At 61.3% G+C, this 13,280-nt stretch carries 11 protein-coding genes; 4 read left to right on the top strand and 7 right to left on the bottom strand.

Going from position 1 to position 13,280, the window contains the following annotated elements; all coding sequences use genetic code 11:
* The first annotated feature begins 12 nt into the window (after window positions 1–12).
* The gene (locus GOW72_RS14940; protein WP_170367382.1) at window positions 13–1,092 is read left to right on the top strand and encodes a helix-turn-helix domain-containing protein; all 1,080 of its coding nucleotides are present in this window, start codon (window positions 13–15) and stop codon (window positions 1,090–1,092) included.
* Here the strand turns inward: GOW72_RS14940 and GOW72_RS14935 are convergent.
* The gene (locus tag GOW72_RS14935; RefSeq protein WP_170359323.1) at window positions 1,065–1,955 is read right to left on the bottom strand and encodes a LysR substrate-binding domain-containing protein; all 891 of its coding nucleotides are present in this window, start codon (window positions 1,953–1,955) and stop codon (window positions 1,065–1,067) included. The genes GOW72_RS14940 and GOW72_RS14935 overlap by 28 nt on opposite strands.
* 106 nt (window positions 1,956–2,061) lie before the next feature.
* Between GOW72_RS14935 and GOW72_RS14930 the strand changes: the two genes are divergently transcribed.
* The gene (locus GOW72_RS14930; RefSeq protein WP_170367381.1) at window positions 2,062–2,940 is read left to right on the top strand and encodes a phytanoyl-CoA dioxygenase family protein; all 879 of its coding nucleotides are present in this window, start codon (window positions 2,062–2,064) and stop codon (window positions 2,938–2,940) included.
* Window positions 2,941–2,977: 37 nt separating this feature from the next.
* Here GOW72_RS14930 and GOW72_RS14925 read toward each other — a convergent pair whose 3' ends face one another.
* Complete coding sequence (locus GOW72_RS14925; protein WP_170367380.1) at window positions 2,978–4,282, bottom strand: UDP-glucose dehydrogenase family protein; 1,305 nt, start codon at window positions 4,280–4,282, stop codon at window positions 2,978–2,980.
* A 161-nt stretch (window positions 4,283–4,443) separates the two neighbouring features.
* On the opposite strand from GOW72_RS14925, the gene gmd reads away from it, so the two are divergent.
* Together gmd and fcl are read left to right on the top strand one after the other, a co-directional pair.
* On the top strand, window positions 4,444–5,568 hold the full coding sequence (gmd, locus tag GOW72_RS14920; protein ID WP_170367379.1) for a GDP-mannose 4,6-dehydratase: 1,125 nt from the start codon (window positions 4,444–4,446) through the stop codon (window positions 5,566–5,568).
* A 10-nt stretch (window positions 5,569–5,578) separates the two neighbouring features.
* The gene (fcl, locus tag GOW72_RS14915) at window positions 5,579–6,556 is read left to right on the top strand and encodes a GDP-L-fucose synthase (protein WP_170367378.1); all 978 of its coding nucleotides are present in this window, start codon (window positions 5,579–5,581) and stop codon (window positions 6,554–6,556) included.
* A gap of 33 nt (window positions 6,557–6,589) precedes the next feature.
* Here the strand turns inward: fcl and GOW72_RS14910 are convergent, their stop codons facing one another.
* The 5 genes from GOW72_RS14910 to GOW72_RS14890 form a co-directional block, all read right to left on the bottom strand.
* Window positions 6,590–7,666: a DUF2793 domain-containing protein gene (locus GOW72_RS14910; protein WP_170367377.1), complete on the bottom strand. Its 1,077-nt coding sequence runs from the start codon at window positions 7,664–7,666 to the stop codon at window positions 6,590–6,592.
* Between the two features lie 255 nt (window positions 7,667–7,921).
* A complete protein-coding gene (locus GOW72_RS14905) occupies window positions 7,922–9,358 on the bottom strand; it encodes a mannose-1-phosphate guanylyltransferase/mannose-6-phosphate isomerase (protein WP_170367376.1) in 1,437 nt (478 codons plus the stop codon).
* A 72-nt stretch (window positions 9,359–9,430) separates the two neighbouring features.
* Window positions 9,431–10,324: a UTP--glucose-1-phosphate uridylyltransferase GalU gene (gene galU, locus GOW72_RS14900; RefSeq protein WP_093963131.1), complete on the bottom strand. Its 894-nt coding sequence runs from the start codon at window positions 10,322–10,324 to the stop codon at window positions 9,431–9,433.
* Between the two features lie 218 nt (window positions 10,325–10,542).
* Window positions 10,543–12,348: an ABC transporter ATP-binding protein gene (locus GOW72_RS14895; RefSeq protein ID WP_170367375.1), complete on the bottom strand. Its 1,806-nt coding sequence runs from the start codon at window positions 12,346–12,348 to the stop codon at window positions 10,543–10,545.
* Window position 12,349: 1 nt separating this feature from the next.
* Window positions 12,350–13,279: an ABC transporter permease subunit gene (locus GOW72_RS14890; RefSeq protein ID WP_170341315.1), complete on the bottom strand. Its 930-nt coding sequence runs from the start codon at window positions 13,277–13,279 to the stop codon at window positions 12,350–12,352.
* Between the last annotated feature and the right edge of the window lies 1 nt (window position 13,280).

The raw sequence follows: 13,280 nt of genomic DNA, 5'->3' as shown, positions 1-13,280 counted from the left end.
ACAATGCATGGCATGACGACCAAGGCCACGAACCCGGACCCGGACGAGGACGATGTCCTGGACGGGCCGCGCAGTATCTATGACGTCGATCCGCCGGACGACGAAGACCTTTGGTTTTTGCCGCCCGAAGATGCAGCGGCGCCCGAGGACATGTTGCCGCCGGGTCCGCGTGCCGATCGGGGCGCTTTGTTCGACCCGCGGGACTGGCGCGCAGCTCAGGCAGAAGTGGCGCAGGGTTTGGCGGATCTGACCTTGACCTTCGGGGCGTTGGACGAGCGGTTGCGCAGTGGTCCAAAGGGGTGGACCCACCGGCTGGCCCTGATGGACGTATCCGACCTGGGGTGGTGGACCGGTGACCGGATCAGCGTTGATCGGCTTGCCCTGTGGACCGGATTGCGTATCGGAGCCACCGGGGACGATGTGCAAGCATTGTTTCGGGCGGGTTGGGCGGTTCGGCGACTGACTTCGGGCGCAGGGCCGTCGGACGGCGGCTGGCAATCGGGACTGGCCGCCTTTCTGGACCGGATGGCTCAGGGGATAGACGAAGTCCCAGAGGCGGTCGCGGACTTGGCCGAAGTGATGGATAGCGCACAAGCCCTGCACCCTGTCACGCAGTCGGCCATTGCCTTTCACGCGTGGCGCGCGCTTTCGCAAGGAAATGGACAGGATACCGAAGCAGCGGTGATCGCTGCGCGGCATGCGGCCACGATGGGTCGGGGCGGGGCACTGTTCATGCCGCTGGCACTGTCGGGCCCCGGGGCGCTGCGCGGCATCGGCACGCCAGAGGAAAAACTCAACGCTTGGGTTCGTGGGGCAGGGCAGGCGGCCTTGGCCGCGCTGCTGCACCTGGATCGCGTCAGCGCGTGGGAGGCCCGGGCACGCGAGGCCACCAAGGGTCTCAGCGGGCGGACGCCGCCGGTCCTGATCGATGTGCTGACCGCATGGCCCATGGTATCTGCGCCATTGGCCGAGGAGTTGACGCAGGCATCGCGTGCGGCCGTGCAGCGCAATCTCGACAAGTTCACCGAACGTGGGTTGATCCGCGAAGTGACCGGGCAGGGCCGTTATCGGGTTTGGGCTGCCGCGCTGTAGTCCAACAACCATTCACGGAACGCGCGCGCGGGTGGCCGCAATGTGGCCCGTGAAGGGTAGATCAGGTGGTAGGCATCCCGGCCCGGCACGGCCACCTCGGGCAGACATGGCACCAGGCCAGACATCCGCATGATCCGGTCAGACGCGGGCGCGCGGGCCAGGGCGATCCCGACCCCTTGCGCGGATAGCTCGGCCGCCATCACTGAGTTGTCCGCGAAGAAATACTGAGCCTGCCCGGTCGGCAGCCGCAGGGCTTCGAACACGTGCGGCCAACTGGCCCGGTGGGTCGAAACCTCGATCAGCGGAAACCGGGCCAGATCCAGCGGAGTGCTGATCTGGTCGGCAATGTCCGGTGGTGCCACGGGAAAAAGGGTCTCGGTCAACAGCATGTCACCTTCGGCGCCGAACAGCGTCGGGTTGCCGAACACGATCTGCAGGTCGGTAAAACGATTGGCGAAGTCGGCCATCCGGTTCCCGGTCGTCAGGGACAGGTTGATCTGAGGATGGGATTTTTGGAACTGGGTCAGGCCCGCCGCAAGCACCCCTTGCGCGAACAACAACACGGATTGGACATACAGCCGTTGGTCCCGGGTCTGGCCGAACAGGCCGGTAGTGGCTGAGTCCAGCATCACCAGCGATTGCTGCACGACCGGCAGGTACGCCCTCCCGGCCTCGGTCAAAGTGACGGCATGGGCATGGCGATGAAACAGCGGCGTGCCCAGACGAGTTTCCAGTGCCTTGACCTGTTGGCTGACGGCGGCGGCCGACATGTTCAGCTGGGCGGCAGCACGGGCAAAGCTTTCGGTGCGGGCCGCGGCCTCGAAAACGCGCAGCCAGTTGAGAGAGGGGATGCGGGTCGACATGGCAATCAGGCTAAGCTGAACTTGTCCTGACAGGCAAGGCTTTGCGTTCTCGTCGCAAGACCGGTTCGGCTAGGCTGTGCGTGAAACGATCCGAAAAGGTGCACCCATGCCCGACATCCAAGACCTGGCCCGGCACAAACTGACCCCATCGCAAGCAGCGCAATACTGGGAAGACGGCTTCCTGTTTCCGCTGGATATTCTGTCTGCTGACGAGCCCGCGCAGGTGCGCTCGGAACTCGAGCAGATTGAACGCGACTGGATGGCCGCCGATCTGCCTCTGCCGCTGAATACCTACAAGCGCGTGAACTCACACCTCGTCATGCCGCTGGCGGCGCGACTGGCCATGGACCCGCGTATACTGGATGCCGTCGAAGGCGTCTTGGGTCCGGACATCATGATCTGGTCGGCCGAATTTTTCATCAAAGAACCACGCACCGTCCAGACAGTTGGCATGCATCAGGACCTGACCTATTGGGGGATGGGCGAGACCCCGGATCAGGTTACGGCCTGGCTGGCCCTGTCGCCGGCAACCGTGGAAAGCGGCTGCATGGATTTTGTCCGGGGCAGTCACAAGAACCCCATTCTTCCGCACAATGACACCTATTCCGAGACCAACCTGCTGTCGCGCGGGCAGGAGATTGCGGTCGAAGTGGCCGAGGAAGACAAAACCCATATCGAACTGGCGCCCGGGCAGATGTCACTTCACCACGGGCTGACCATTCATGGCTCGGGTCCGAACCGGTCGGACGATCGGCGTATCGGGATGGCCATCCGCTATATCAGCCCGAATGCGAAGCAGTTGGTGGCGGACCGCGACTACGCGATGGTCGCGCGCGGAGAGGACCGGCAGGGAAACTTCATCCATGTCGATCCGCCCGCCACCCTGTTTTCCGACGAGTCGCTTGCCCTGTACGAACAGGTGCGCCGCGATCTGGGCAAGGCGCTGGCAGCTGGGGCCAAGGCCACCGTTCCGCTCTATGATTGAGCCGGGTTCGAAACCCAAAGGCCAGGGGATTGGACGCCTAGCGCCCAACCCCGACATAGGTTTCAAAACCGGATTTCTTGACCTTGTCGCGTGAATAGATGTTCCGCAGGTCGACCATGCGTGGAGATTTCATCTCAGCGGCCATCTGCGTCAGGTTCAGCGCGCGGAACTCGTTCCATTCGGTCAACAGCACCACTGCGTCCGCGTCCTTGGCAGCGGCATACGGGTCTTCGACCCACTCTACACCCGGCAGCAGAGCCTCACCCTCGGATCGGCCCTGAGGGTCGACCACGCGAACTTTGGCGCCGCCACCGATCAGGGCGGGCACGATGGTCAGTGATGGAGCGTCACGCATGTCGTCGGTGTTGGGTTTGAACGTCACTCCCAAAACCGCCACGGTCTTGCCGTTGAAACTGTCGTCGCAAGCTTCGCGGATCTTTTCGATCATGCGTTTTTTGACCTCGTCATTCACGCGCATGACGGTTTCGGTGATCTGCATTGGAAAGGCATGTTCCTGTCCGATCCGCGCAAGCGCCGCGGTGTCCTTGGGAAAGCATGATCCGCCGTAGCCGGGGCCGGCATGCAGGAACTTGTTTCCGATTCGCCCATCCAAGCCGATGCCGCGCGCCACTTCCTTGACGTCGCCACCGACCCGCTCGCACAGGCCAGCGATTTCGTTGATGAATGTGATCTTGGTGGCGAGAAAGGCGTTTGCCGCGTATTTGATCATTTCGGCGCTTTCCAGATCCGTCGTCAGGATCGGAAAATCGCGCAGGTAAAGTGGGCGGTAGATTTCGGCCATCACCTCGGCGGCGCGGTCGTTCTCGACCCCTACAACGACGCGGTCAGGACGCATGAAATCGTCGATCGCAGCGCCTTCGCGCAGGAATTCCGGGTTCGAGGCGACATCAAAGTCTGCCTTGGGGTTTGCCGCCGCGACAACTTCCTGAACCTTGCGGTTGGTCCCGACCGGAACCGTGGATTTGGTCACCACCACGGTGTAGCCATCCATCGCATGGGCGATTTCCTCGGCCGCTGCCATCACATAGGTCAGATCCGCATGGCCGTCGCCGCGGCGGGTTGGTGTCCCGACAGCGATAAAGACGGCATCCGCGCCTTTCACTGCATTCGCCAGATCGGTGGTAAAGCTCAGCCGGCCGGCGGCCACGTTCTTGGCCATCAGAACATCCAGTCCCGGTTCGTAGATTGGAACTTTTCCGTCCTGCAGCATCTGGATCTTAGCTTCGGCCTTGTCGACGCAAATGACGTCATGACCGAAATCCGAGAAGCACACACCCGACACCAGACCCACATATCCCGTGCCGATCATCGCAATACGCATTATTCAAATTCCCTTGTTACCAATGCCACCTCGGGCGGCCACACATTCGGAGAAACTTCCGCCGGTTTCAATGCCTGACGGTGGCCTCGGGTTGCATTCCATGACATCTTGCTGTTTTTGGGGCGACAAATGGGCGTCCATGAAACTGGTGGAACAAACTGATGACCAAAAAAGCGCTGATCACTGGAGTTACAGGACAGGACGGGTCTTACCTGGCCGAATTTCTGTTGGCAAAGGGCTATGAAGTTCACGGGATCAAGCGTCGGGCATCCTCGTTCAACACCCAGCGGATCGACCACATCTATCAGGACCCCCACGAGCCTGATCCGAAGCTGCGCCTGCACTACGGCGATCTGAGCGATACCTCGAACCTGACCCGCATCATTCAGGAGGTTCAGCCCGACGAAGTCTACAACCTGGGCGCCCAATCTCACGTGGCCGTCAGCTTCGAGTCGCCGGAATATACCGCGGATGTCGATGCCATCGGCACCCTGCGCCTGCTTGAGGCGATCCGGTTCCTGGGACTTGAGAACAAGACCCGGTTCTATCAGGCGTCCACGTCGGAACTCTACGGGCTGGTTCAGGAAACTCCGCAGCGCGAAACGACCCCGTTCTATCCCCGCTCGCCCTACGCGGTGGCCAAACTGTATTCGTATTGGATCACGGTCAATTATCGCGAGGCGTACGGGATGTATGCCTGCAACGGAATCCTGTTCAATCATGAAAGCCCGCGCCGCGGCGAAACCTTTGTCACCCGCAAGATCACGCGTGGTCTGGCCAACATCGCCCAGGGCTTGGAGAAGTGCCTTTACATGGGGAATATCGACAGTCTGCGCGATTGGGGCCATGCCAAGGACTACGTGCGGATGCAGTGGATGATGCTGCAGCAGGACAAGCCCGAGGATTTCGTTATTGCCACCGGCAAGCAGTATTCCGTGCGGCAATTCATCGAATGGTCGGCGGCCGAGCTTGGGCTCACCTTGGAGTTTTCGGGCAGCGGTGTGGACGAGGTTGCAACGGTGACGGCGATCGACGGCGACAACGCCCCAGCGCTGAAACCCGGTGACGTGATCATACGGATCGACCCGCAGTATTTCCGACCAGCCGAGGTGGACACTCTGCTGGGTGACCCGTCGAACGCCAAGGCCAAATTGGGATGGGAGCCGGAGCTGACCGTGCAGGAAATGTGCGCAGAGATGGTTCTGGAAGACCTCAAAACCGCCAAGCGCCACGCCTTGTTGAAAGAGCACGGGTTCGAATTGCCGGTCAGCCTGGAAAACGGCTGAGGAGGCAGAAATGCGCAAGATCTACATCGCCGGACATCGTGGCATGGTAGGTGGAGCAATCCTGCGTCAGCTCAAGGCGCGCCAGGCCGATGGCGAGCCGCTTGAACTGGTGACCCGAACCCATTCCGAATTGGATCTGACCGATCAGGCGGCCGTCCGTGCCTTCATGCAGGCCGAGCGCCCAGACGTCGTGATCCTGGCTGCTGCAAAGGTCGGTGGGATTCACGCCAACAACACGTATCCTGCAGATTTCATTTACGAAAATCTGATGATCGAGTGCAACGTGATCCATCAGGCTTTTGCGGCCGGTGTACGGCGTCTTCTGCAGCTGGGCAGTTCCTGCATCTACCCGCGTGAAGCAGCGCAGCCGATGCGCGAAGACGCGTTGCTGACGGGTGTTTTGGAGCCGACGAACGAACCATATGCGGTTGCCAAGATCGCCGGGATCAAGCTGTGCGAAAGCTACAACCGCCAGCACGGGGTCGACTACCGGTCGGTCATGCCGACCAACCTGTATGGGCCGGGCGACAATTTCCACCCTGAGAACAGCCATGTTCTGCCAGCACTGATCCGCCGCTTCCACGAAGCCAAACGCGACGGGCTGGACGAAGTGGTGATCTGGGGAACTGGGAAGCCGCGGCGTGAATTCCTGCATGTCGATGACATGGCCGAGGCATCGCTGTTCGTAATGGATTTGCCGCAGGACGTGTATCAGGCCAATACGCAACCCATGCTGAGCCACATAAACGTGGGCTGCGGGCAGGACGTTTCGATTGCCGAGCTGGCCGCACTGATCGCCGAAATCACCCGATATACCGGCCGGATCACGCAGGACACCACCAAGCCAGATGGTACGATGCGCAAGCTGATGGGCGTTTCCCGGTTGGCCAAGATGGGCTGGAAGGCACGCATAGGCCTCGAAGATGGTATCCGCGAGACCTATGCCTGGTTCCTTGATCAATCGACCGACGACCTGCGGGCCAAATAGGCACCCGGCCCAAAGACCGGGTGCGTTCGCTGATCAGAACCAGCGACCGATGGCCGAGACCGCCGGGGGTATTGCCGCCGGATCGGATACCGGCGACAGAACTTGCCACGCTACCTGCGTTTCGGTCGGCAAATCGAAGCTGATGAACCGTCCCAGGGCATTACCGCTGCCGCTTAGGGTTGGAGTACTGCCCACAGCAAAAGGCGCGGGGAAAGTCCAAGTATTCTGGGCGCTTGCAAACAGTGGCCCCTTGCCGACAGTACAGGCCACCGCGCTCGCCGCGAGGGTGCAGATCTGGGTTCCATCCGCGAAACGAACGAATTCGCCGTTCGCATTTGCGCCGCGTTCGATCACTGCGCCGGTCGGGGTCCCGCCAGACTGCGTCACCGGACCCACGAGGTTGCCGGGGCAATATCCGTAGTCGGCTCGCATCAGCCGTCCGGGTGTTACATCTTCAGGGGTGGCTTGAACGGCCGCGCCGCTGATCGTTCCCGATGTGGCATCCACGCGCACCGCCTCGGTCCAAGAGCCTCCGTCCGGTGAAACCTTGATGGAAAAATCGGTATTGCCCGCAAGGCCCATCTCGGCGTGACCGGTCCAGTTGGACTGAAACAGGAGGGAGGCCGTGTCAGTCGCGCTCGCCTTGTTGATCTTCAACTGGTGACCGCTCCCGTCATGGCTCAGCAATGTGGCGGGACCCCGAACCGACAGGCGATTGGTCGGATCGTATCCGGTTGCGACCCCGACCCCGGCAAGGTTCGCTGTATTGATCGGAGGATCGATCCATCCCCCGTTGTCCCAAACCTTGAGTGCGGCGCCGGCTTGGTCCCAAACGCGCCATCCGTTTGCCGGAGTGACAAAGACCCAAGCATTGTCCAACCAAGCCGCGAGTTGCCCAGGCTTCCCCGCCCAGGCGCCTGTCGGGCTGGCCCCCAAGCCGTAGATGGCACCTTGATCTGGTGCCGCAGGTGGAATGGTTTCATCCAGAGCCACAACACTCAGCTGCACGATCAGGTCCAGCTGCCGCAGCGCTTCGTTGTGGGTAACGTGTTTTTGCGCCTGTGAGGGTTGCAGAAACGGCAGATTCAAACGGGGGGTGTTTTGGGACACGGGCGGGATCCTCCTTGGGCCATCGATTCACGGAATTCGCTGCGCGCCACCCTGCCGCGGATGGGATGAATCCCCGCTTTCACGTGCGAACGACACAAAAAGGATTTGGTTACTTGTGGATTTCCAAATACGAAACAAAGCCGCCCTTTTGGGGCGGCTGTGGATATTTTTAGTATGGAGGTCGGTCAGCTGATTCTGACCTGTACGCCCAAAGCGTGAACCGTTGGCGACCGGAGCCGAGGTGTTCAGCCAGGATCAGTTGCGGGCGTAGACATCCTCGTACCGGATAATATCGTCTTCTCCGAGGTAGGCGCCGGTCTGGACCTCGATCAGGACCATAGGCACCTTGCCGGGGTTTTCCATCCGGTGAACCGCGCCAAGGGGGATGTAGACAGACTGGTTTTCGCTGACCAGACGAACCTCGTCATCGATCGTGACCTTGGCGGTACCTTCTACGACGATCCAATGCTCGGACCTGTGGTGGTGGGACTGCAGGCTCAGGGCCGCGCCGGGGTTTACGTGAATCCGTTTGACCTGGAATCGTTCGCCCACGACCAGGCTCTCGAACCAGCCCCAGGGGCGATGGTCGACCGGCAGAGCTTCGGCCTGCGGTGCCCCTTTGGCCTTCAGGGCGGCCACGGCCTGTTTGACATCCTGTGCCTTGTCCATGCTGGCCACCAGAACGGCATCCGGCATGGCCACAGCGATCATGTTCTCGAGCCCCATGGCCACGACTTCTTGGGAGGCTGACTCGGACCGGATCAACACGTTGTTACAGTCGATCGTCGTCACCTCACCGGTGGTCGCAACGCCGTTTTCGTCGGGGCTGCTCAGCTCCTGGACGGCCGACCAGCTGCCGACATCCGACCAGCCGGCGGCATAGGGAACAACGCTCAGGTTTTTGGCCCGTTCCATGACCGCGTAGTCGATCGAAATGTCTTCGACTTTCCCCCAGGCCAATGCGTCCAGTCGCAGAAAGCCAAGATCGGCCTTCGCGTCCTCGACGGCAGTCTGAACCGGCGGCAACAAATTGGGTGCATGATCCTGGAACGCAGCGATGATGTCGCGCACCGCAAACAGGAAAATGCCGGAATTCCACAGGTAACTGCCATCGGAAATCATGGCCTTGGCCCGATCCAGATCGGGCTTTTCAACGAAACGGTCCAATGCGACCGCAGCACCTGTCGCGTCGGGCGCAGCGCTTAACTTCAGATATCCATATCCGGTTTCCGGCCGGTCCGGAGTGATCCCGAACGTCACCAGATGGCGGTCCCTCTCGATGGCGGTCACACCTTGCGAAACCGCCGCGTGGAACGCGGATTTGTCGGGAACGACGTGATCGGACGGCGCCACCAGCATCAAAGCATCCGGGTCTACCTTGGACAGGTAAAGCGCGGCCGCCAAGACCGCCGGAGCCGTGTTGCGGCCCTCAGGCTCAATAAGGATCGGACCCGGGTCGACACCAATGGCGGTAAGCTGCTCGGTGACGATGAAGCGGAACGATTCATTGGTGAGTATCAGGGGCTTGGCGTACGGTGCGTCCTTGGGCCCTCGCATCCTGTCCGCACAGTCCTGCAACAGGCTGCTGTTTCCGACTAGAGGCACGAACTGTTTGGGATAGCTTTTTCGGGACAGCGGCCAAAGCCGGGTTCCGGAGCCGCCGCACAGAATGACAGGATAGATGGTGGTCATGACGAATGGGCTTTTCGGCTGGTTTTCTGACGTTTTATCGCAGTCATCACAGGGTGGGTGAAGGACCGCCGCTTATTGGGCAGCCCGACCTGTGGCAACAATATCATTCAGATAGGCGCTCAGGTCGTCGCGCAGGTCATTCCGGGCCAGGGCAAAGGCCACGGTGGCCTGTAGGAAGCCCGCTTTTGATCCGCAGTCGAAGCGTTGACCATCAAAGCGGTATCCGAAAACGGGGACACCGTTGCCGATGTCTTCGGCGATGGCATCGGTCAGCTGGATCTCTCCGCCGCTGCCTTTCTTCATCTGATTGAGGTTGTACAGCACCGACGGCCCCAAAATGTATCGACCGATCACTGCCATGTTCGACGGTGCCTCGTCGGCCTTGGGCTTTTCAACCATGCCGCGGGCGCGGATCACCTTGCCGGAACTGTCGGCGGCGTCCAGTATCCCGTACGAGCTGGTTTTTTCGGGTGCGACCTCCATCGCGGCGACCATGTTGCCGCCGGTTTCCTCATAAGCCTCGACCATCTGCTGCAGGCAGGGTTTGTCGGCCGCAATAACGTCGTCCGGCAGCATGACCGCAAAGGGTTCATCGCCGATCAGACGGCGGGCGCACCAGACGGCGTGTCCCAAGCCCAATGCCTTGTGTTGGCGGATATAGGCGATAGCACCGCTTTCCATGTTGGTGTTCTCGAGAACCTCCAGCAAATCATCCTTGCCTTTGGCCTTCAGCTCCTGCTCCAGCACGAGATTGTGGTCGAAATAGTCTTCGAGCGCCGATTTCCCGCGTGATGTGACGAAGATGAACTCGGTAATACCCGCAGCGCGGGCTTCGTCGATGGCATATTGAACGAGAGGCCGGTCAACCAGCGTCATGATTTCCTTCGGAACGGATTTCGTTGCCGGAAGAAACCGGGTGCCCAATCCTGCGACAGGGAAAATCGCCTTGGTGACCTTGCGTGACATGTGACCTCTCAATTTCAAAAACTTAGCCGGCGGATGTGGTGCATCCGGGGCTTCCTCTTAGGCTGCGAAACCGGATCAATCAATGATGCCCGAAAAAACAGGCCGAAAACGACCGAAGGGTGCCATCTGGTCATGGCAAAGTCAAAACACCCAGTCCCAATAACACTGCCCTAACGGGCAAGCGCCCCGAAGCCGGTTGTCCGGCTTCGGGGACAGGATCAAGCGTTTGCCATGATCGCTTCCAGCGGATCATGCTCGGCCACGAAGTGCCCAGGCGCAATCTCGCTGAGCGCGGGAACATAGTCGGTCTGACCCGCCGCCAGACGGCTGGGCAGGAACCGCAGCGCTGCCTTGGGATCCATGGGCGAGGGCAGTTCGCCGGGCAGTTTCAGCCGCTGGCGGCTGCGCTCGACATCCGGGTCCGGGATCGGAACCGCCGAGATCAGCGATTGCGTGTAGGGATGAACCGGGTTCGCGCAGATCACCTCGCCATCGCCCAGCTCGACGATGCGACCCAGATACAGAACCATGATCCGGTTCGACACCGCGCGCACCACCGACAGGTCGTGGCTGATGAAGATCATCGACAGGCCGAATTCCTGCTGCAGTTCCTTCAGCAGCTGCACGATCTGCGCCTGAATCGACACGTCCAGCGCCGAGACCGCCTCGTCGCAGATGATCAGCTTGGGCTTGTTGATCATCGCCCGGGCGATGCCCACCCGCTGGTTCTGGCCGCCCGACAGCTCGTGCGGGTAGCGGTTGATCATGTTGGCGTTCAGGCCGACCCGTTCCATCATCTCGGCGACCATCTGCTTGCGCTCGCGCTCGGTCAGGTCGGGGCGATAGGTTTTCAGCGGTTCCGCGATCGAGGCCGAAATCGTCATCCGCGGGTCCAGGCTGGCCAGCGGGTCTTGGAACACGATCTGCAGATCCTTACGGTACTTGTTCAGCTCGGCCCGTTTCAGCCCGACGATCGGATGGCCCAGCCAGCTGACATTGCCGGCGCTCGGCTCGATCAGCTGCAGCACGGCACGGGCGAGGGTGGACTTGCCGCAGCCCGATTCACCGACCACGCCGAGGGTTTCACCTTTGCGGATGTCAAAGCTGACGCCGTTCACCGCCTTCAAAGGCACCTTGCGGCCGAAGATGCCGCCCGGAACGTGGATCGGGAAATGCACCTTGACGTCATCGACCTTCAGCAGCGGCGCCTCGTCGGTTTCCACTGCCTTGGGCGCGTCGCCCGCGTCGATGCGGGGCATGGCCTCGATCAGAGTGCGGGTATAGTCGTGCTTGGGCGCGTGGAAGATCTCGCGCGTGTCACCGGCCTCGACGAACTCACCCAGGCGCATGACCTGCACCCGGTCGCACATGCGGGCCACGACGCCCATGTCATGCGTGATCAGGGCGATGGCCGTGCCTTCGTCCTTTTGTAGACGCACCATGAGGTCCAGGATGTCGGCCTGAACGGTCACGTCCAGCGCGGTGGTCGGTTCGTCGGCGATCAGCAGTTTGGGATTGCACAGCATCGACATGGCGATCATCACCCGCTGGCGCATCCCGCCCGACAGCTCGTGCGGGAACTGGTCCAGCCGGCGCGCGGCCTCGGGTATGCGCACGCGGTCCAGCCATTCCAGGCACCGTTGCCGCGCGGCCGAACCCTGCAGGCCTTCGTGCACCTGCAAGACTTCGCGCATCTGCTGGCCGACCCGCAAATGCGGGGTCAGGGCAGTCAGCGGGTCCTGAAAAATCATGCCCACGTCATCGCCGCGGATCTGGTTCAGCTTGTTCACGGGCAGGTTCAGAATTTCCTGCCCGTTCAGCAGCACCGACCCGGTGGCCCGGCCCGCCGGCGGCAGCAGCCCCATCGCGGCCATGAACGTCTGGCTTTTGCCTGACCCGCTTTCGCCGACGATGCCCAGGCATTCGCCCGGCGCGATGTCAAAGCTGATGTTCTTGACGGCCTCGACCACCCCGTCGGACGTGTCGAACTGAACGCTCAGGTTCTTTACGGAAAGCAGGCTCATGTCAGCGGTCCTTCGGATCCAGTGCGTCACGCAGGCCATCGCCGATGAAGAACATCGTTATGATGATGGTGACGTAAAATGCCAGGGGGTACATCAGTTGCCACAACGTGCCGTAACCCATGGTTCCAGCGCCCTCGGCGATCAGACGACCCAACGAGGTATAGGGCTCGGAAATCCCCAGCCCCAGGAACGAGATGAAGCTCTCCGTCAGGATCATCTCGGGCACCAGCAGCGAAGCATAGACGATCACAACGCCCAGCAGGTTGGGCAGGATGTGGCGGTACATGATGGTGAACTCGCTGACACCGGCGGCGCGGGCGGCCTCGATGAACTCGCGGTTCTTCAGGGTCAGGGTCTGGCCGCGCACGATCCGCGCCATGGTCAGCCAGCCCACCGCACCTAGCGCGATGAACAGCATGAAGAACGACCGCCCCGCCACGACCAGCAGCAGGATGATGACCAGCGTGGCCGGAATGGCCAGCAGGATGTCGACGAAGCGCATCATCACGCCGTCGACGCGCCCGCCGATATATCCGGCGGCGATGCCATAGCACGTGCCCACGATCAGCGCGGTGGCCGCCCCGATCAGACCCACCAGCAACGAGGTTGTGGTGGCCTGGATGACCCGGCTGTACAGGTCGCGCCCCAGATCGTCGACGCCGAAATAGTGCCCTGTCTCGATGGACGGCATTCCCATGCCGGCCACGTCGCCCATGACGTTCCAGTCGATTTCCTCGTTGCTCCAGACGGCAAAGTAGGGCCCGATGATCGTGAACAGAACGATCAGGCCCAGGATGAACACGCTGGCCATGGCGGCCTTGTTGCGGACAAAACGCATCCGCGCGTCCTGCCAAAGCGAACGTCCCTGAATGACCGTGTAATCGGTGATGTCTTCGGCCAGATGGGCGGCTTTCTGAGATTTTCCAAGCATT

Source organism: Ruegeria arenilitoris, from assembly GCF_013032855.1.
In the GTDB taxonomy this organism is placed as follows: domain Bacteria; phylum Pseudomonadota; class Alphaproteobacteria; order Rhodobacterales; family Rhodobacteraceae; genus Ruegeria; species Ruegeria arenilitoris.
The sequence above is the reverse complement of the archived record's forward strand: the minus strand, read 5'-3'. Positions and strand labels throughout refer to the sequence as shown.